The 19,152-nt window shown below is 49.4% G+C and carries 17 protein-coding genes; 13 read left to right on the top strand and 4 right to left on the bottom strand.

Features of this window, described 5'->3' with window-relative positions:
- Positions 1–18: 18 nt before the first annotated feature.
- The 6 genes from dsbC (at position 19) to G5S52_RS18045 (ending at position 7,694) form a co-directional block, all read left to right on the top strand.
- A complete protein-coding gene (dsbC, locus tag G5S52_RS18070; RefSeq protein ID WP_165017069.1) occupies positions 19–756 on the top strand; it encodes a bifunctional protein-disulfide isomerase/oxidoreductase DsbC in 738 nt (245 codons plus the stop codon).
- Between the two features lie 165 nt (positions 757–921).
- On the top strand, positions 922–2,649 hold the full coding sequence (gene recJ / locus G5S52_RS18065; RefSeq protein ID WP_165017066.1) for a single-stranded-DNA-specific exonuclease RecJ: 1,728 nt from the start codon (positions 922–924) through the stop codon (positions 2,647–2,649).
- A 234-nt stretch (positions 2,650–2,883) separates the two neighbouring features.
- Positions 2,884–3,982, top strand: a protein-coding gene (gene prfB / locus G5S52_RS18060; RefSeq protein ID WP_165017063.1) for a peptide chain release factor 2 whose coding sequence is annotated in 2 segments (ribosomal slippage) — positions 2,884–2,958 and positions 2,960–3,982 — 1,098 coding nt in all. Because the reading frame shifts where the segments join, the coding sequence is not laid out codon by codon here.
- A 27-nt stretch (positions 3,983–4,009) separates the two neighbouring features.
- Positions 4,010–5,524, top strand: coding sequence for a lysine--tRNA ligase (gene lysS / locus G5S52_RS18055; RefSeq protein WP_165017060.1), 1,515 nt, complete (start codon positions 4,010–4,012; stop codon positions 5,522–5,524).
- A 41-nt stretch (positions 5,525–5,565) separates the two neighbouring features.
- Positions 5,566–5,946 (top strand): amidohydrolase family protein, encoded by a 381-nt coding sequence (locus tag G5S52_RS18050; protein WP_368737483.1) that lies wholly within the window; start codon positions 5,566–5,568, stop codon positions 5,944–5,946.
- Positions 5,947–6,359: 413 nt separating this feature from the next.
- A complete protein-coding gene (locus G5S52_RS18045) occupies positions 6,360–7,694 on the top strand; it encodes a sigma-54-dependent transcriptional regulator (RefSeq protein ID WP_002540379.1) in 1,335 nt (444 codons plus the stop codon).
- A gap of 56 nt (positions 7,695–7,750) precedes the next feature.
- On the opposite strand, the gene G5S52_RS18040 is transcribed toward G5S52_RS18045, so the two are convergent.
- Complete coding sequence (locus G5S52_RS18040; protein WP_165017057.1) at positions 7,751–8,179, bottom strand: PACE efflux transporter; 429 nt, start codon at positions 8,177–8,179, stop codon at positions 7,751–7,753.
- Positions 8,180–8,798: 619 nt separating this feature from the next.
- On the opposite strand from G5S52_RS18040, the gene G5S52_RS18035 reads away from it, so the two are divergent.
- Positions 8,799–9,050: a hypothetical protein gene (locus tag G5S52_RS18035; RefSeq protein WP_062667242.1), complete on the top strand. Its 252-nt coding sequence runs from the start codon at positions 8,799–8,801 to the stop codon at positions 9,048–9,050.
- A gap of 107 nt (positions 9,051–9,157) precedes the next feature.
- Here the strand turns inward: G5S52_RS18035 and G5S52_RS18030 are convergent, their stop codons facing one another.
- Positions 9,158–10,192: an NADP(H)-dependent aldo-keto reductase gene (locus tag G5S52_RS18030; RefSeq protein WP_165017054.1), complete on the bottom strand. Its 1,035-nt coding sequence runs from the start codon at positions 10,190–10,192 to the stop codon at positions 9,158–9,160.
- Between the two features lie 256 nt (positions 10,193–10,448).
- On the opposite strand from G5S52_RS18030, the gene G5S52_RS18025 reads away from it, so the two are divergent.
- The gene (locus G5S52_RS18025) at positions 10,449–10,748 is read left to right on the top strand and encodes a DUF6482 family protein (protein ID WP_002540372.1); all 300 of its coding nucleotides are present in this window, start codon (positions 10,449–10,451) and stop codon (positions 10,746–10,748) included.
- Between the two features lie 18 nt (positions 10,749–10,766).
- On the opposite strand, the gene mutH is transcribed toward G5S52_RS18025, so the two are convergent.
- Complete coding sequence (gene mutH / locus G5S52_RS18020; RefSeq protein ID WP_165017190.1) at positions 10,767–11,450, bottom strand: DNA mismatch repair endonuclease MutH; 684 nt, start codon at positions 11,448–11,450, stop codon at positions 10,767–10,769.
- Between the two features lie 601 nt (positions 11,451–12,051).
- On the opposite strand from mutH, the gene rppH reads away from it, so the two are divergent.
- The 5 genes from rppH to G5S52_RS17995 all read left to right on the top strand — a co-directional run bounded on the left by rppH (position 12,052) and on the right by G5S52_RS17995 (position 17,496).
- A complete protein-coding gene (rppH, locus tag G5S52_RS18015) occupies positions 12,052–12,576 on the top strand; it encodes an RNA pyrophosphohydrolase (protein ID WP_002540369.1) in 525 nt (174 codons plus the stop codon).
- 21 nt (positions 12,577–12,597) lie between these two features.
- Positions 12,598–14,856, top strand: coding sequence for a phosphoenolpyruvate--protein phosphotransferase (gene ptsP / locus G5S52_RS18010; RefSeq protein WP_165017052.1), 2,259 nt, complete (start codon positions 12,598–12,600; stop codon positions 14,854–14,856).
- Between the two features lie 87 nt (positions 14,857–14,943).
- The gene (locus G5S52_RS18005; RefSeq protein WP_165017049.1) at positions 14,944–15,750 is read left to right on the top strand and encodes a sulfite exporter TauE/SafE family protein; all 807 of its coding nucleotides are present in this window, start codon (positions 14,944–14,946) and stop codon (positions 15,748–15,750) included.
- A gap of 13 nt (positions 15,751–15,763) precedes the next feature.
- The gene (lgt, locus tag G5S52_RS18000) at positions 15,764–16,564 is read left to right on the top strand and encodes a prolipoprotein diacylglyceryl transferase (protein ID WP_165017046.1); all 801 of its coding nucleotides are present in this window, start codon (positions 15,764–15,766) and stop codon (positions 16,562–16,564) included.
- Positions 16,565–16,656: 92 nt separating this feature from the next.
- A complete protein-coding gene (locus G5S52_RS17995; RefSeq protein ID WP_165017044.1) occupies positions 16,657–17,496 on the top strand; it encodes a thymidylate synthase in 840 nt (279 codons plus the stop codon).
- A gap of 185 nt (positions 17,497–17,681) precedes the next feature.
- On the opposite strand, the gene G5S52_RS17990 is transcribed toward G5S52_RS17995, so the two are convergent.
- Positions 17,682–18,827: a Na/Pi symporter gene (locus G5S52_RS17990; RefSeq protein ID WP_165017041.1), complete on the bottom strand. Its 1,146-nt coding sequence runs from the start codon at positions 18,825–18,827 to the stop codon at positions 17,682–17,684.
- Positions 18,828–19,152 lie beyond the last annotated feature (325 nt).

Here is a 19,152-nt window from a genome sequence, read left to right as displayed (position 1 = left end):
TTTCAGGATCTGAACACTATGAATTTAAAACAACTGATGGCGCGTGCTTTGATTGCTTCTGCCATGTTGTCATTCGGCGTACAAGCTGCGGAAGGCGCAGATAAAGCGGCGATTGCTGATGTACTGACAAAATACCGCCTGAATGTTGAAAGCATTGAAAAAGCACCGGTTGAAGGTCTGTACGAAGTCGTGACCAATGGCGGTGTAGTTTATGCCAATAAAGACGGTTCTTACTTTATCTACGGCCAGCTTTTCCACACTACACCGACGGAATCTATCAACCTGACTGAAATCACTCAGGCCAAACGCAACAAGAAGCTGTTCGATGAGGCAGGTGTAGAGAAAGAGTTGATCGTCTATCCGGCGAAAGACGAGAAATACGTGGTGAATGTGTACACGGATACCACCTGTGGGTACTGCATGAAGCTGCACCGTGAAATGCAGGAATACAATGATCTGGGGATTACCATTCGTTACCTGGCTTTCCCTCGCTCGGGTGAGCGTTCACCGAATATCGGCCAGATGAGCGCGATTTGGTGTGCAGATGACAAAGCCAATGCTATGAACCTGGCGAAAGCGCGTAACTTCGACGAAGAGACCAAAGAGTGTACCGATCTTATCCGCCGCCATATGGCACTAGGAAGTGCAATGGGAGTGACTGGCACACCGGCGATCATGTTGGAAGACGGTACCATGCTTTCAGGTTATCTGCCTGCGCCTCAGTTGCTGCAAGTGCTGAAGCAAAAAGAAAGCTAATCCCTGCTTAGATACCCAAGGCGCTGGCGAGAGTCGGCGCCTTTTACGTTTGTGGCTCACCGAAAACAGACCTCGGGCTTTTTCTTTCTCCGTCACCCGTTACAATGTCTCCTCAATCCGCATTCATCAACTTGGTGGTAACGCCGCCGGGCACAGGTTCATTCCATGATTGAAATAAAACGTCGTCACGCGGCACAGGATGCTGCTTTTCCTGCTTCAATTCCGCCATTACTCCAGCGTATTTACGCTAACCGCGGTATCACCTCTGAAGGTGAACTGGAGCGAAGCGCTCGCGGGCTGCTGAATTACAACGAACTTCATGGCATTGAACGCGCCGTAGAACTGCTGGCAGCTGCAATGGCAGAAGGGCGACGCATTATCGTGGTGGGCGACTTTGATGCCGATGGCGCAACCAGCTCGGCGCTCTCAGTGACAGCATTTCGCATGATGGGCTGCACCAACGTCGATTACCTGGTGCCGAACCGTTTTGACGATGGCTATGGCTTGAGCCCAGACGTGGTAGAGCAAGCAGCGGCCAAAGGCGCGGAGCTTATCATGACCGTCGATAACGGCGTGTCCTCGATTGAAGGGGTTGCGGCAGCCAAAGCCCGCGATATTCAAGTCGTCGTGACCGACCACCACTTACCGGGCGAAGTGCTGCCGGATGCTGATGCCATGGTGAACCCGAACCTCAACGAGTGTGGCTTTCCGTCCAAATCGCTTGCAGGCGTCGGCGTGGCGTTCTATCTGATGTTGGCACTGCGCGCTCATCTGCGTGACAACGGCTGGTTTGCCCAGCGTGGTATCGCTGAACCGAACTTGGCGGAACTGTTGGACTTGGTTGCATTGGGTACAGTGGCCGATGTGGTATCGCTGGATACCAACAACCGCATTTTGGTGCATCAGGGTTTGATGCGAATCCGCGCGGGGAAATGCCGCCCGGGTATTCAGGCCTTGATTGAAGTGGCGAACCGCAATATGACAACGCTGGTGGCGAGTGACTTCGGATTTGCTTTGGGGCCACGCATCAATGCGGCAGGCCGCTTGGATGATATGTCATTTGGTATTGAGCTTTTACTGTGTCAAAACCTTCAAGCGGCTCGCCAGATGGCAAGCGAGCTGGATGCCCTGAACCAAAGCCGTAAGGAAATCGAGCAGGGCATGAAAGAAGAGGCGATGGCGATTTGTGAGCGTCTTCAATTTGGTGAAGGCAGCAGCCTGCCTTGTGGGCTTGCACTGTTCCAGCGTGAATGGCATCAGGGCGTGATTGGTATCCTCGCCTCACGCATTAAAGACAAATTCCACCGCCCTGTGATTGCTTTCGCTGATGGCGGTGAAGGCACCATTAAAGGCTCAGCACGTTCTATTCAGGGACTGCATATGCGTGACACCCTGGATGTGATTGATACGCAAAACCCGGGCCTGATTAAAAAGTTTGGCGGTCATGCCATGGCAGCGGGTCTTACCATCGCGGAAGCGGACTTTGAACGTTTCTCGAAGCTGTTCGACGAAGCGGTAAAAAACACCATCAGCGAAGAAGAGCTGAAAGGTGTGCTGCTTTCTGACGGGGAGCTTCTTTCCAACGAGATCAATCTGGATGTGGCTGAAACGCTGCGTTCTGGTGGTCCTTGGGGGCAAGGCTTCCCTGAACCTTTGTTTGATGGCAAGTTCAGGCTGCTGCATCAAAAGCTGGTGGGCGGAAAACACCTGAAAATGATGCTGGAACCTGTCATGGGGGGACAAATGGTAGATGCCATTGCCTTCAATATTGACTTACGCCGCTGGCCAGATCCTTCTGTTCAAATGGTCGAGGTCGCCTATCGTCTCGATGTGAACGAGTTCCGTGGCAACCGCACGGTGCAGTTGATGGTTGAGCATATGGCGGCGGTTTAGGTAAGGAAGAGCAGGTCCTGGGGGCCAAGGAAAAGAAGGTCCTAGGAGGAGCTGGAGCTTTAGGTTAGGCCAAACAGTTCAAATACTGTCGGACCTAGGTCCCAGGGCCTTTAGCCTTTTCTCTCATTTTTCTCCGAAAATTTCTCCTTTGATCCCCATCACACTCTGTATATTCCGTCCGCAATTCTGTAGAATTCGGCGGTTAAAACTCATTCCGAACATAGAAAAGTGACCATGTTTGAAATCAATCCAATCAAAAACCGCCTAGCGGACATTGGCGAGCGTGCAAATGTCCTTAGGGGGTATCTTTGACTATGACGCCAAGAAAGAGCGTCTAGAAGAAGTTAATGCCGAACTCGAACAACCTGATGTGTGGAACGAACCTGAGCGTGCCCAAGCGCTGGGTCGTGAACGCGCGTCGCTGGAAGCGGTAGTAGAAACTATCGACCAGCTTGATCAGGGCGGCGAGTACATCACCGAACTACTGGAACTGGCAGTAGAAGAAAACGATCAGGATACGTTCGATGAAATCGAGCCAGAGTTAAGCGATTTGGAAGAGAAGCTGTCGAAGCTGGAATTCCGCCGCATGTTCTCTGGCGATCATGACGGTTCTGATTGTTATATCGACCTGCAAGCAGGTTCAGGCGGTACTGAAGCGCAAGACTGGACATCCATGATGCTGCGCATGTACCTGCGTTGGGCTGACGCAAAAGGCTTCAAGACCGAAGTGATTGAAGTGTCTGAAGGTGATGTGGCTGGATTGAAATCAGCAACCGTTCGTATCAGCGGCGAATACGCTTACGGCTGGCTGCGCACCGAAACTGGTGTTCACCGTCTGGTTCGTAAGTCTCCGTTCGATTCAGGCGGTCGTCGTCACACCTCGTTCTCTTCTGCGTTTATCTACCCCGAAGTGGACGAAAATATCGACATCGATATCAACCCGTCTGATCTGCGTATCGACGTATACCGTGCGTCAGGCGCCGGCGGTCAGCACGTTAACACCACCGAATCAGCGGTACGTATTACACACGTACCAACCAACACCGTGGTGCAGTGCCAGAATGACCGAAGCCAGCACAAGAACAAAGATCAGGCGATGAAGCAGCTTCGCGCAAAACTGTTTGAACTGGAACTGCAAAAGCAGAACGCAGAGAAACAGGCGAACGAAGCAGCGAAGTCTGACATCGGTTGGGGCAGCCAGATCCGCTCTTACGTTCTGGATGACTCACGCATTAAAGACCTGCGTACCGGTATCGAAAACCGCAACACCCAAGCGGTGCTTGACGGTGATCTCGACAAGTTTATTGAAGCCAGCCTGAAATCTGGTTTGTAATTTTTTAAGTTAATTCAAAGGTTCACTATGACTGACCAGTTACAAGACGAAAACAAGCTGATCGCGGAGCGTCGTGCAAAACTGAACCACATTCGTCAAAGCTGCAATGCAAACGGCCACCCAAATGAATTTCGCCGTGAGCACAAAGCGGCTGATCTTCAGGCTGAGTTTGGCGAAAAGAGTAAGGAAGAGCTGGAAGCATTGGATCACAAAGTCAGCGTTGCTGGCCGTGTGATGGCAAAGCGTGGTCCTTTCCTGGCACTTCAGGACGTGAGCGGTCGCATTCAGGCGTACGCAGCGAAAGACGTTCAGAACGTGCTGAAAGAGCAATATCAAGGTCTGGATATCGGTGACATCATCGGTGTGAAAGGCGCACTGCATAAATCTGGCAAAGGCGACCTGTACGTGAACATGGAAGAGTACCAACTGCTGACTAAAGCACTGCGTCCTCTGCCAGAAAAATTCCACGGTCTGACTGATCAGGAAATGCGTTACCGTCAGCGTTACGTTGACCTGATCGTGAACGAAGATTCGCGCAACGCATTCAAGGTACGCTCTAAGCTGATTTCTGCAATTCGCCGTTACATGGAGTCAAAAGACTTCATGGAAGTAGAAACGCCAATGATGCAAGTGATCCCGGGTGGTGCTTCTGCACGTCCGTTTATCACTCACCACAACGCACTGGATCAGGAAATGTTCCTGCGCATCGCGCCTGAGCTGTACCTGAAGCGTCTGGTTGTGGGTGGTTTCGAGCGCGTATTCGAAATCAACCGTAACTTCCGTAACGAAGGTCTGTCTCCACGCCACAACCCAGAGTTCACCATGATTGAGTTCTACATGGCGTACGCAGATTACAACGACCTGATCGACCTGACTGAAGACATGCTGCGTACCGTGGCTGTTGAAGTTCTGGGTGAAACCTTTATGCCTTACGGCGATTACACCGTGGAATTCGGTGGTAAATACGCGCGTATGACCATGCTGGAAGCGATCAAACACTACAACCCTGAGCACGCTGATATCCAAGCGCTGACCGTTGAAGACGTTCAGGATCGTGAAAAGCTGGTGGCTATTGCGAAGTCTCTGGAGATCTACGTTGAGAAATTCTGGACTTGTGGTCAGCTGCTGGAAGAAATCTTCGGTGAAACCGCAGAACCTAAACTGATCCAGCCAACCTTCATTACTGGCTACCCGGCAGATATCTCTCCGCTGGCACGTCGTAGCGATGACAATCCGTTCTTTACCGACCGCTTTGAGTTCTTCATCGGTGGCCGTGAAGTGGCGAACGGCTTCTCGGAGCTGAACGACGCAGAAGATCAGGACGCACGTTTTAAAGCGCAGGTTGATGCGAAAGACGCAGGTGACGACGAAGCGATGTTCTACGATGCAGACTACATCACTGCACTGGAACATGGTCTGCCACCAACTGCGGGTCAAGGTATCGGTATCGACCGCTTGGCAATGCTGTTTACCAACACGCACACTATCCGTGACGTGATTCTGTTCCCGGCGATGCGTCCACAGAACCAGAAGAAAGACTAAATCTGACTGACTTCTGAGACGTCTCTGAGACACCAAAAACACTGGCCTATGCCAGTGTTTTTTGTATGTACGAAGACCGTGACGCAATGCTGCCAATCAAGGTAGTTAAGATGGTGACGATGGGAGCTGCCCGCGCGTTCCACATGGAAGACAAAATAGGTTCTCTGGAAGCGGGTAAGCTGGCAGACATCATCGTAATTGATACGAAAGCGCCAAACATGGTGCCAATGTACAACCCTTATTCAGCCTTGGTTTACTCCGCGTATGCATCGAACGTGAAACATGCCATCGTTGATGGCCAGCTCCTGATGCAGGAGAGAGACATACTGACGGTGAATGAAGACAAAGTGCGCCAGGAAGCGTTGCAGTTTGCAGACAAAGTCAGAGAAACCGTTATCGCCAGTGGTGAAGAAGTGAGATAGATTCTCTAAGCCCTGCCTTAAATGAAAGACCGCGTCTCACTTGGGCGCGTTTTTTTGCTTTCTCTATCAATAGATAGCCTCACTAAATCGGGTCATAGTCTATGATCTAAGAAATTTTAAAGAGAATCTTAAGTTTCTCAAAATTGAGAAGTGTTTAAAGTGTTGGCCATTTTGATGGCTTTTTTGGGCATCATGGAATAGTCTATCCTATTAATAATACTGATAAATATGTCAGCTACTAGATGCCTATGTTGTCAGCAAATCGAACAGCAAAAGTGTCTTATCTGGGAACTGTGCTGATTTGAGAGCTACCTTGTATCTACATTGAGACAGACCTGCTTGTCTTACAAAATATAATGATACTCACAACATTTTGAACACGTGTCGTTAATGGATGACTAAAGGCAGGCGTTATGGGTATGCAATTCAGATCTGAGGCGGTTCCAAGTTCACTCGTCGTAGTAGGAGGAACTTATGAACCTTGGCTGGCAACACTGGAACAGGCAGGTTGGCGTTGTCACCGCTGTTATGACCTCAGAGCAGCACAATCTCTCCTTCAGGACATTGGTCCTTGCATTGGTATTGTGGATATCAGCCACGATGATTTCAGTCTTAACGGTGTCGCATCACTGGTAAACCGTAACAAGCAGGTTCGCTGGCTGGCGCTGATCCGCGAAGATCAACTCAACAATGATGCAATTTGTCAGTTCATTGTGAGCTTCTGCATCGACTACTTCACTTCTCCAATTCCAGATAGCCAACTGATGAGCACCATCGGTCACCAACTGGGCATGCTGAAGCTTGAGCGTCATGTATGGCCTCAACTGGGCGACCACAGTGACATGGGACTGCTGGGTAAAACTTCTGTGATGAAGAAACTGCGTGATCAGGTTCGTCGTGTCGCACCGACTGACGTATCAGTTCTGATCAACGGTGAAAGCGGTACCGGCAAAGAGCTGGTGGGCATGGCGATTCACAATGCTTCAACCCGCGCGAAAGGTCCGTTCGTTTCTGTGAAATGTAGCGCGCTACCAGAGAAGCTTATTCAAAACGAGCTGTTTGGTGATGGCACAACAGAAGGCAAAGTGCAGCAAGCGCACCAAGGCACTCTGTTCCTGGATGAAATTGGTGATTTGCCACTGAATCTTCAGGCAAACCTTCTGCACCTTTTGCAGGACGGTACGGTAGAAACGCACGACGACAAATACTCAAAAGAGATTGATGTTCGTGTGATTGCGGCGACGCACATGGATTTGGAAAAAGCGGTTGCTGAAGGTCAGTTCCGTGAAGACCTGTTCTATCGCCTCAATGTTCTGCGCATTTCTGTGCCATCACTGAAAGAGCGCAGTGCAGACATTCCTGAGCTGGCTGAGCACTTCCTGTTGAAGTTTGCACGTCAGTACAACACGCAGGCACGCACCTTCTCTGAAGAAGCGAACAAGATCCTGACCAACTATAGCTGGCCAGGTAACGTACGTGAGCTGATCAACCAGGTAAAACGTGCAGTACTGCTGGCGGATAATCTGGTGATTGAAGCCGAGCATCTGGATCTGCCACGTCAGGGTGATTACAAGCAAAGCCTGCGTAAGATTCGTGAAGAGTCTGAGCGCGACGCACTGCTCGCTGTGCTGGAAAGCAACAATGGTCAGGTGTCTGCGGCGGCGAAAGAGCTGGGTGTATCCCGTGCGACTATGTACCGTTTGCTGAACAAGCACAGCTTGATTCCTGCACCGCGTAGCTTTCGCTAAGTAATTAGCTGAATTAAAAAACCGCCTGATTAGGCGGTTTTTTTTCGTCTGATTGATTACTGGGTGACTAGCTTCCCTTCATTGATAGGGAAGATTTTATCGTACGCCAGATTGTAGACGTATGCGTAAACCAGGTAGAAAGCCACCAGACCAATGTCCATCAGGAAAGCTTGCCACAGGCTGATGTTAAGCCACCATGCAATAGCAGGCAGCGTCACCCAAAGCAGGCCCAGTTCAAACAGCACAGCGTGAAGAACCCGGTGTTTCTGCTTTTTCTCGGTTTTCCCGGTAAATTTCACCATGGCTTTGTCAAACCAGAGGTTGTAGACGTAATTCCAACCAGTCGCCAGGATGGAGAAGGCCACACCCAGTACGCCAGTGTGCGCCGCATCAAAACCAAACAGGGACAAAATGCTCACGATGAGAATAAGGCCAATCACCTCAAAAGCGATGGCGTGTCGAATACGGTCAGCAGCAGTTCTCATGGTTCATTCCTCTCAATTAGTGACGACATGATATCTACTAATAAGATTGAAAATAGTTAATTACCATCCGAAAAAAGGATGGACTTTGCGAGTAATCTCACCGCATTATAAATTCTTGATGTTCGCCAGAAGATTGGTCTCAGAGCAAAATTTATTCTCAGACAGGAACTTGAAGCTACATACCTAAACGACCTTAAAATGCAGGCAATCAGAAGTTACTTGGGTATATGTCCTTTTAAATAGGCAAATAATCGAACAGGATGCGGTGAAACTTTGTTCAAGTTGTTGAATAAAGAAGATGCCACTAAATTCATGGTTATATTAAATAACGCGTTGATATATTGATCTAAATCATTAGTATTAACAGTGAATTTACAAGTGCGGAATGTTCCGCAGGTTTACGCAGAAAGGAGGCAATAAGATGACAAATCAACTGTTTACATCCGTCATGACTTGCGCCACCCATCTGCGCGCAGATATGCGAAAACCTGTACACTAATCCGCACCCTTTTAGCAAATGGGCCGCGGATATGACTGCGGCTCTGAGCGACACTTCCTAGTCAAGATCCCTCGCCCGCAATCTATCCAAGGCCTCCTGTAACTCATCAAGGAGTCCGTCATGAACCAATCTATGTACCTGCGTCTGGCCGTGTTTTTCGTCCGTATGGATATCAAACGTGAAGAAGCAGCCTGGAGAAAAGCCCATCGCCGAATTCGCTACGTTGGCGAGCCTTTATCAGAGCATCTAATGCGAGATATTGGTTTCGAGAAAGATGGCTTATCTATCGGTCACACCGTTGCACCTCAATTTAAAGCTCAACGCGAAGTGGCACGAATGCGTAGAAAGTTAAGGTTGAACCTGACAACGTAATCAAAAGGGAGTCACTATGCTGGGTGACTCCCGAATTCCCTGTAATCACATAATAAAAAAGCGCCTTACGGCGCTTTTTCTATTTGAAAACCAAAGGCCAATAAGCGCTATGGACAAGGATTGGAGTACTGCTGGCCAATCTCTTCAATGCGCTTCAGCAATTCTTCCGGCAATTCAACGTCTATGGAATCGATGTTGGTTTTGAGCTGCTCAATTGTTGTAGCGCCGATGATATTACTGGCGACAAAGGAGCGGGTATTCACATAGGCCAGTGCCATCTGTGATGGATCAATGGCGAACTCCTTAGCAAGATCGACATAAGCCTGCGTTGCTGCCTGCCCTTGCTCGGTGAAGTATCGGGCGAAACGCTCCCAGCGGGTGCAGCGTGCTCCTTCTGGTTTAGCGCCATTGAGGTACTTTCCGCTCAACACGCCAAATGCGAGCGGTGAGTAGGCTAACAGCTCGACGCCTTCCTGATGACTGATCTCTGACAGCCCCACTTCGAAGCTGCGGTTGAGCAGATTATACGGGTTCTGGATTGACACAATACGCGGCAGGCTATGCTTTTCTGCCAGACGAAGATAGCTCATCACCCCCCATGGCGTTTCGTTCGAGACGCCGATGTGACGGATTTTGCCTTCGCGCACCAGTTCGGCAAGCGCATCCAGAGTATCCAACAAGGTGACGCCTGAGTTTTCGTCCTGATGGTTGTAGTTCAATTGACCAAAGCTGTTCACATGGCGCTGAGGCCAGTGAACCTGATAAAGGTCGATGTAATCGGTCTGCAAACGGGCGAGACTGTCGTTGACAGCCTGACGGACATTGCGTCTATCCAGTGACATGTTTTCACGGATATAAGGTACGCCTCTGGGGCCAGCGACCTTGGTGGCGATAATCACCTTGTCGCGTTTACCGGATTTTTGCAGCCAGTTGCCAATATATTGCTCCGTCAGCCCCTGCGTTTCTGGGGTCGGTGGCACCGCATACATTTCCGCGGTATCTATAAAGTTCACGCCATGGTCGAGTGCGAAGTCCAGCTGCTGATGAGCATCTGCTTCTGTGTTCTGTTGACCAAACGTCATAGTGCCAAGACAAATCTTACTGACTTCCAGATTGGTATGGGGAAGAGTGTGGTATTGCATCCTTTCTCCTTGAGCTGCATCTCATGGACGACGAGAAACACGTTTTCGAGATGTGCGGGGTTTACCTTCCATCTTAGGAAGTTTTCTTGTTGGTACAAGCGAAAAAGTGAGGGACTGGGTGTAGATCTGGATGAAGGTTTTGAGATGTCGCAAATGGATTACGTGGGAGCGATCAGAATTATCAGTTTTAAACCACACACCCTAGTCTGAGACCTTATACTAGAATTAACATTCGGTTAACAATGCGGGTAACGAAATGAAATTAAAGCAATTGAAGAGCTGGATACAGGCTCATCCGGACAACGTTCCCCATTGCTATGTGATTGCACATGCAGGTGGTGCACAGTATGTGGTGGAAGTGGAAGTCAGGCACAAGCTGGAGCCATTGAAAGACGACAATACTGATGAAGTGATGCATTTTGACAACATGGAACAGGTGTCAGAGAAGCTTCGTAAAGTGGGAGTGAAAAAAGCAACGTTACGTCTGCTGGATCCTTATGATGAGTTTGGGCCTGCGGATACTTCCTGTAATGAGGACATGGAAATTACGCTTTAAGGTCGACAGATCCTAGAGCTAACTTTCGCTTTCCGGCAGCATAAAGTGGCGGGCGAGTATCTTGCCCGTGAACTGAGTGCGAAGATAAAAGCCACGGGGCAAGGTTTTGATGGGTTGACCTTTAGCGCCATAGGCTTCAGTTTTGGCTTTGCTGTTTGCCGCTTTAGGGCGAAGCTGCAAGAATTCACCGTGTCTGGCACTGATTTCATGCACTTTTCCCAGCACGATAAATTCCATCAATTCTTCCCAATCCGCTTTTAGCTGCGACTCTTCATCTTCTGAAGGCTCCCATAATAACGGCATACCCACATGACGCTCGCAAACCGGAATTTCCCTTTCACCTTCAACCGGGATCCAAAGCACTTTTGATAGCTTGTTGCGGATATGACTGTTTTCCCAGGTCAGACCCTGAACACCAGTCAGTGGCGCGACACAGACAAAAGTGGTTTCCAATGGTTTTCCTGTATGGCTGATAGGGATGGATTTCAGTTCGATCCCTAATTCCTGAAAATCCTGCTCGGGCTTGCTGCCTGCAGTCGCACCCAGACAGGTCTCAAGCAGCATGCCTACCCAGCCCTTTTCTCGGCGGAGATCTACGGGACACTCCAGTCCATGTTGTTCGGCCAGTTCACCGAGCGTAAAGCCCGCCAAAGCAAAGGCGCGTTCAAGGAGTTCAGCTTCTGAGTTGGGTGCGGGGATCATCATGCCTCGGTGTCTTAGTTGTCTGCAATGAACGCTATCAGCCTCACCATAATGGATCCACTAATTTTTGCACCCTTACAGAGTTATCCACAACGATCGAAGTGCCGAAGGTATAAAAATGGATCATGGATGCTTATACAGTGGTTTTGGTCACATAAATAGGTGATTTTTGGATCATTCTGATGAGAAAGTGAGCTGGCGGTGTGGGTAAGTCTTACTTTGATGGATCTTTGACCACTTTAAGATCGTTCTGTTTTTATCCTCCGATTTTGCTTGGAAATATGAGACTGAATTTAATTATATGTTTGATATATATAAATATAATTTTAATTCTCCGCTTATGTGGACACTTTTCATGTCGGTCAAATAGACACTTTTGTCCCGTTTAAAGTCTGTTCTGCACAAATGTATCCACAGAAAGCGTGAATAAATGTGCGCTTAGTCTCACCGGATTGTTTATAACTTAGTGGTGGCCGGGTATTTATCCATAAAGGCGGTTGAAGCCCCCAAAAAATGCGTCTCATACACAATGTTTGTTTACCACTGTGCACATAGTGTGAAAAAATCACTGGTAATAGAGATTTATATTTGAGGTCGTCCAGTGATAGATGGCGATGGCTACCGTCCCAATGTGGGGATAGTTATTTGTAACAGCCACGGTCAAGTTCTCTGGGCTCGTCGATACGGACAACACTCCTGGCAATTTCCACAAGGTGGTATTGATGACGGTGAAACACCTGAACAGGCCATGTACCGTGAGTTATACGAGGAAGTAGGGCTCACGAAGAAAGACGTAAGAATTCTGGCTACCAGTCGTCATTGGTTACGCTATAAATTACCTAAACGTCTGGTACGCTGGGATTCCAAGCCAGTGTGTATCGGTCAGAAGCAAAAGTGGTTTTTGCTGAAGCTGGAATGTGACGAGTCAAAGGTGAACATGCAGCGCGGGGGGACACCGGAATTTGATGGCTGGCGTTGGGTCAGTTATTGGTACCCTGTGAGGCAAGTGGTGTCGTTTAAACGCGAAGTTTACCGACGCGCGATGAAAGAGTTTGCGCCAATGGCGATGCCTTTTCGCGAAAGAAAGACCAAACGAAAAGGTAAGCGGGGCACAGCGAAAAACTAAGGATGAACGTCGAGGGTGCCGATGCTGACGAAACTGAGGGATATCGTTAACAATGTAGCGTCGTCCACCGACGTCAAACAGGCGCTCAATGTCTTAGTGCGTGAGACCTGTTCTGCGATGGAGACGGAGTGTTGCTCTGTCTACATCGCCGATTATGACCGTGAACAATATGATCTTATGGCGACGCAGGGACTTAATGCCCGTGCTCGCCGTGTTTCTCTCTCCTTTGATGAAGGCTTGGTGGGGTTAGTTGGCCGTCGTGCCGAACCTATCAACCTTGCACTCGCCAGTTCGCATAGCGACTTCAAACACTTTCCTGATATCGGCGAAGATATTTTCCAAGCCTTTCTTGGTACACCCATTATTTATCGCCGAAAGGTGCTGGGAATTTTGGTTGTCCAGCAGCGTGATTCCCGTCAGTTTGATGAAAGTGAAGAATCTTTTCTGGTCACGTTGGCGGCTCAACTTGCGGTAGTTTTTGCTCACGCCAAAGCGCAAGGCTTTTGGCCCAACAACGCAAAAGGCGCCTTACTGTTGGAAGGTGCCGCTGCATCACCGGGGGTTGCTATAGCTAAAGCCTGGTGTGATGTATCCCAGCCCCGGTTGGATTTGGTTTTTCCGGCATCCTGCCTTGATACACAAAAAGAACGCGACAGATTGGATGGTGCTATCAGCGCAGCCATTACCGAATTTCGCCGTTTGCGAAAGCGTTTTGACAGTGAACTGAATCAGGACACGCTGGCGATCTTCGATCTTTTTATCCACCTTCTGAATGATCCCATGCTGCGAAAGGCGATGAATGAGCGCATTCAGAATGGCGATTTGGCAGAGTGGGCGGTGAAGCAAACCATTGATGCTTTTGCCGAGCGTTTCCAGAACATGTCAGATCCTTATCTTCGCGAACGTGCCAATGACGTGAAGGAACTGGGTCAACGCTTGCTTTACTTCCTTGAAAATCAGGAAATCAAGCAGTGGAACTTTGACGAACCTATCGTGCTGTTTGCCCGTGAATTGACGGCAGCCATGCTGGCTGCGATCCCTCGTGATCGCTTAGCTGGTGTCGTCGCTGAAGAAGGCGCTGTGAACGCACACGCTGCCATTTTGGCAAGAGCCTTGGGCATTCCTGCTGTCATGGGCGTGGAATTCAGCCCGCAATTGGTTCACCGCAAGCAAATCGTGCTGGATGGTTTCAAGGGACGATTGCTGGTTGAGCCTGCGCCTCAGGTTCTTGAAGAGTATGAACGTCTTCGTGACGAAGAGCTGGAGCTGCAACAGGAAGTCGAAAGTACCTTCACAAAGAAGACAGAAACGTCTGATGGTGTGAGGGTAGAAGTCCATTTGAATGCGGGACTCAGTGCTGATACCAGCATTGCTATCAACCGTGGGGTCGATGGTGTTGGCCTCTACCGCACCGAAGTGCCGTTTTTGATGCAACGAAGCTTCCCGTCGGAAGACGATCAGGTGAATCAATACCGTGCGATACTGGATTGCTATCCCAAGCAGCCAGTGGTCATGCGCACATTGGATATTGGCGGTGACAAACCGTTGCCTTATCTCAAAATCGAAGAGGACAATCCTTTCCTTGGCTGGCGCGGAATCCGTTTTACCCTGGACCATCCAGATATCTTCCTGATTCAGGTTCGAGCGATGCTGCGTGCCAGCATTGGGCGCGATAATCTCTCCATTCTGCTGCCAATGATCTCTGGTTTGTCTGAGCTGTTAGAAGCCAAAGCACTGGTAGAGCGAGCCTTTTCGGAAGTCATGGAAATGGCTGGTGCGCAAGGCGAGACCTTGAAGCTGCCAAAACTTGGGATCATGGTAGAAGTTCCTTCCGTACTCTACCAATTGGACGCCATTGCTCCTCATATCGACTTTCTCTCTGTCGGCACCAATGACCTCACACAGTATTTGCTGGCCGTGGACAGAAACAACGCCCGCGTGGCAGACGTCTATGATACATTCCACCCTTCGGTGTTGGCGGTGCTTAGGCAAATTCTCGACAACAGCAAACGGCTCAAATTGCCGGTGAGTGTCTGTGGTGAGTTTGCCGGTGATCCTATCGGTGCATCACTGCTGGTGGGAATGGGGTACAGACAGCTCAGTATGAATACGCGGAGTGTCGCGAAAATCAAATACGTTTTGCGCCATATTCCAAGTAAGCAGCTTGAGTCGCACGCGGCGACTGTCCAACAACTGTCATTAGCGCGTGATATAAGAAACGCTTCAGAAGCCTTTTTGGAACAGTACAATCTCGGCGGTTTGATCCGGGTAGGTAAGTAGCCACAGCGATACTCGGACGTAAAGCTCAGGGCAAATAAATAAGGTGATCTGGCTATTAAAAAAGCGCAGCACCAATAGGAATATTCCATGTTAGAAGCCACATTGTGGTTATTTGGCGTTTGTCTTGCCGTTGGGGGCGTTGTTGGTCTGTTAGCCGGGCTGTTGGGGATCGGTGGTGGCCTGATTGTTGTGCCAGCGCTTAGCGTGCTTCTGCCTTGGGCGGGGATTTCTGCCAATCTCGTGATGCCTATGGCACTTGCCACATCGCTAGCAAGCATTGTGATTACTTCATCCTCTTCTGCTTGTACACACTATTGCCTGGGCAATGTTCAGCCTTCCATCATTAAAACCTTGTTACCGGGTATCTTGCTGGGCGGGCTGCTTGGCAGTGCGATTGCTGACAAAATGCCAACGGAATATTTGCCGAAAGTCTTCGGGATTATCGTACTGTTGCTTGCTCTGCAAATGGCACTGTCACTTCGGATAAAATCAGCCAGACCGCTACCTTCTCCGTTTGGTAGCATGACCAGTGGAGCGGCGATTGGTATGATAGCGAGCCTTGCGGGAATTGGTGGCGGCTCATTAACCGTGCCTTATCTGAACTATCATGGCGTCGAAATGCGCAAAGCCATTGGCAGTGCATCATTGTGCGGTGTCTTTTTGGCGCTTTCCGGTGTCATAGGTTTTATCTTTTTCGGCCTGACGCAACCCGAGACATTACCACCTTATAGTGTGGGGTATGTTTACTTGCCAGCATTGATTGGTATTGTAGTCACTTCCGTAATGACAACGCGTTACGGGGCGAGACTTGCGACCCGTTTACCGACACCCATTATTAAACGCGTATTCGCGGTATTCTTGCTCCTGGTGGGCGCAAGCATGTTTTTTAGCTAAGGAAGACGAATTCATGTCACTGACATTCCCTCAAATAGATCCTGTCCTGATTGAAATCGGGCCGCTTGCAGTACGCTGGTATGGCTTGATGTACCTCGCCGGTTTTGCCTTTGCACTTTGGCTGGCAAACCGCCGTGCAGATAAGCCGGGCAGCGGATGGACGCGGGATGAAGTCAGTGATCTACTCTTCGCGGGCTTTCTGGGGGTGGTGTTGGGCGGCCGCATTGGCTATGTGCTCTTTTACCAATTCGACGCATTTCTTGCAGACCCGCTCTTCCTGTTCAAAGTCTGGACAGGCGGCATGTCCTTCCATGGTGGATTGCTGGGTGTGATTGCGGCCATGGCTTGGTATGCCCGCAAGACCAAGCGGACATTCTTTGCGGTATCTGATTTTATCGCACCACTGGTGCCATTTGGACTGGGTGCAGGCCGTTTGGGTAACTTTATCAATGGTGAGCTTTGGGGGCGTGCGACAGACATGGCATGGGGGATGATTTTCCCAACGGGCGGACCGATTGCCCGTCACCCTTCGCAGCTTTATGAGTTTTTGCTGGAAGGCATCGTGCTATTCCTAATTCTGAACTGGTTTATCAAGAAGCCGCGTCCTGCAGGTGCTGTTTCCGGTCTGTTCCTGATTGGCTATGGGGCATTCCGTTTTATTGTCGAGTTCTATCGCGAGCCGGACGCGCACTTAGGGTTGTTTGGCGACTGGATCAGCATGGGACAGATCTTGTCCACTCCAATGATTATTGTGGGTGTGTTGATGGTGATTTGGGCGTATCGCAGAGACCCAAGCGCAGCGCGCTCAGCGTAACATTTTCAGTTTAAGCCGCAGATCCCTGCGGCTTTCTTTATATTTGTGATTTGTCATCCCGCGGCGGCGGGTAGTAAAGGAAAGGAAGAACCATGAAGCAATATCTTGATTTAATGCAGGATATCATTGAAAACGGCACCGACCGTGGCGACCGCACTGGTGTAGGTACACGTTCAGTTTTTGGGCGTCAGATGCGTTTTGATCTCAGTGAAGGCTTTCCGCTGCTGACCACCAAGAAGCTTTACACACGTGCCATCATTCATGAGCTGCTGTGGTTCCTCAATGGCGATACCAACATTAAGTATCTGCAAGACAATAACGTGACAATCTGGGACGAGTGGGCAACAGAAGAGGGCGATCTGGGGCCGGTTTATGGCGCGCAATGGCGTTCATGGGCATGTCCGGATGGTTCAACGGTCGACCAGATTGCCGAGCTGATTGAACAGATCAAAACTAAACCAAATTCGCGCCGCCATATCATTACAGCGTGGAACCCTGCTGACCTGCCTGACGAGACTATCAGCCCGCAAGCAAATGCAGAGCAAGGCAAAATGGCGCTGGCTCCTTGCCACTGTTTGTTTCAGTTCTACGTAGCAGATGGCAAGCTGTCTTGTCAGCTTTATCAGCGCAGCGCCGATTACTTCCTGGGTGTGCCGTTCAACATTGCGAGTTACGCGCTGTTCACCCATATGATTGCGCAGCAGTGCGATTTGAAAGTGGGTGATTTCGTTCATACCTTCGGTGATGTTCACCTTTATCACAATCACCTGACCGATGATATCGTCTACGAGCAGTTAAAACGTGAGCCGGGTAATCGACCAACCCTGACTATCAAACGTAAGCCTGACTCCATCTTCGACTACAAACTAGAAGACTTTGAGATTGAAGGTTACGAAGCGCAGCCATCGATTAAAGCGCCGATTGCGGTTTAAGGGTTAAAAGCTAGGAAGAGCAGATCCTAGGAAGATAAGGTCCTAGGAAAGAAAAGAGCGGTAGCTGATGAGTATCAGCTCCGCTTTTTTTGTTGTCTGGAATAGTTGATATTGTTCCTGCTGAACGCTAAATAAAAAAAACGCCCGCATCAGCGGGCGTTTTCAAATCAGTTTGTCAGTATTGCTTATTGGGTTACCAGCATCACCAGCGAAGGAATCGCAATGAACACCAGACCTAAGTAAGCCACGACAGCCATCTTGTTCTTCGCTGCAGCGTTACCCAGCATTTCCGCACACTTCAGTGGGATTTCACGCAGGAATGGTGTACCGAAGATCAGCAAGGTTGCCATGATGTTGAACGCCAGGTGTACCAGAGCGATCTGCAGGGCAAACACTGCGTTGGGACCAGTCACTGCCGTTGCTGCCAGCAGAGCAGTGATACAGGTACCGATGTTCGCACCCAGAGTAAACGGATACACGTCGCGTACTTTTAGTACGTTGGTACCAACCAGTGGAACCATCAGGCTGGTCGTCGTAGAAGAAGACTGAACCAGAATGGTAACCAAAGTACCTGACATAATGCCGTGGATAGGACCGCGACCAATCGCTTTGTGCAGCATTTCTTTTGCACGGCCTACCATCAGAGAGCGCATCAGTTTGCCCATCATGGTGATAGAAGCGAAGATCAGTGCAATACCCAGCAGAGCCAGTACGATACCGCCCCAGCTACCTGGCAGTGTAGACAGCATATCTTTAGTGCCATTAACCAGAGGCTTAGTGATTGGACCCATAAAGTCCAGACCTTTCATGCTCAGGCTGCCTTCAAACATGAAAGGCGCTACCAACCAGCTTGAGATCTTGTCCAGCAGGCCGAACATCATTTCCAGCGGCAGGAAGATAGCTACAGCAATCAGGTTAAAGAAGTCGTGAACAGTTGCACAGGTAAATGCACGGCGGAATTCGTCTTTGCAGCGCGCGTGACCCAGGCTTACCAGCGTGTTGGTCACGGTAGTACCGATGTTTGCACCCATCACCATAGGGATGGCTGTTTCAACTGGCAGACCGCCAGCGACAAGACCAACAATAATAGAAGTTACAGTACTGGAAGACTGGATGAGCGCTGTCGCTACGATACCAATCATCAGACCCGCAACGGGATGAGATGCGAATTCAAACAAGGTTCTCGCCTCGTCACCCGCAGCCCATTTAAAACCACTTCCAACCATGGAAACTGCCAGAAGCAGTACATAAAGCATAAGTGCCAGGTTGGCCCAACGTACCCAATTCTTAGAGCTGTTAATCGGTGCAGCAGTAGAAGCTTGGGAGGTCATAAGAGAAATCTCCGTGACAGTTAAATGTCAGATTTGTGTCAATGAAAGAATCTGGCGCGGATATTAGGTACGAAATATTTCACTAATATGACAGTTATAAGGTGGTGTATCAGCCATTGATAAGAAAGGGTGTAAAGACTTTGTGTCATGTGTCAATATTTCCATAAAAAACATGAAGATAAGTTATTTTTGTGAGGGGTGAAATCGCAGTATAAAAAATAGGCACTTGAACCGTTTTAAGGCTTGATGCAGGCTGGGCTGGAACGTTTATTACAGAGTCACCGATTTTCTTTGCGAAAAAAGTAACAATTTTGATTGGATACTT

The organism is Grimontia sedimenti (assembly GCF_011045095.1).
GTDB lineage: Bacteria > Pseudomonadota > Gammaproteobacteria > Enterobacterales > Vibrionaceae > Enterovibrio > Enterovibrio sedimenti.
This window is presented reverse-complemented; position numbering and strand designations above follow the sequence as displayed.

Excerpts from the sequence above, each read along its gene's own strand:
- dsbC (WP_165017069.1), top strand. The coding sequence starts at position 19 with ATGAATTTAAAACAACTGATGGCGCGTGCTTTGATTGCTTCTGCCATG.
- recJ (WP_165017066.1), top strand. The coding sequence starts at position 922 with ATGATTGAAATAAAACGTCGTCACGCGGCACAGGATGCTGCTTTTCCT.
- lysS (WP_165017060.1), top strand. The coding sequence starts at position 4,010 with ATGACTGACCAGTTACAAGACGAAAACAAGCTGATCGCGGAGCGTCGT.
- G5S52_RS18045 (WP_002540379.1), top strand. The coding sequence starts at position 6,360 with ATGGGTATGCAATTCAGATCTGAGGCGGTTCCAAGTTCACTCGTCGTA.
- G5S52_RS18040 (WP_165017057.1), bottom strand. The coding sequence starts at position 8,179 with ATGAGAACTGCTGCTGACCGTATTCGACACGCCATCGCTTTTGAGGTG.
- G5S52_RS18035 (WP_062667242.1), top strand. The coding sequence starts at position 8,799 with ATGAACCAATCTATGTACCTGCGTCTGGCCGTGTTTTTCGTCCGTATG.
- G5S52_RS18030 (WP_165017054.1), bottom strand. The coding sequence starts at position 10,192 with ATGCAATACCACACTCTTCCCCATACCAATCTGGAAGTCAGTAAGATT.
- G5S52_RS18025 (WP_002540372.1), top strand. The coding sequence starts at position 10,449 with ATGAAATTAAAGCAATTGAAGAGCTGGATACAGGCTCATCCGGACAAC.
- mutH (WP_165017190.1), bottom strand. The coding sequence starts at position 11,450 with ATGATCCCCGCACCCAACTCAGAAGCTGAACTCCTTGAACGCGCCTTT.
- ptsP (WP_165017052.1), top strand. The coding sequence starts at position 12,598 with ATGCTGACGAAACTGAGGGATATCGTTAACAATGTAGCGTCGTCCACC.
- G5S52_RS18005 (WP_165017049.1), top strand. The coding sequence starts at position 14,944 with ATGTTAGAAGCCACATTGTGGTTATTTGGCGTTTGTCTTGCCGTTGGG.
- lgt (WP_165017046.1), top strand. The coding sequence starts at position 15,764 with ATGTCACTGACATTCCCTCAAATAGATCCTGTCCTGATTGAAATCGGG.
- G5S52_RS17995 (WP_165017044.1), top strand. The coding sequence starts at position 16,657 with ATGAAGCAATATCTTGATTTAATGCAGGATATCATTGAAAACGGCACC.
- G5S52_RS17990 (WP_165017041.1), bottom strand. The coding sequence starts at position 18,827 with ATGACCTCCCAAGCTTCTACTGCTGCACCGATTAACAGCTCTAAGAAT.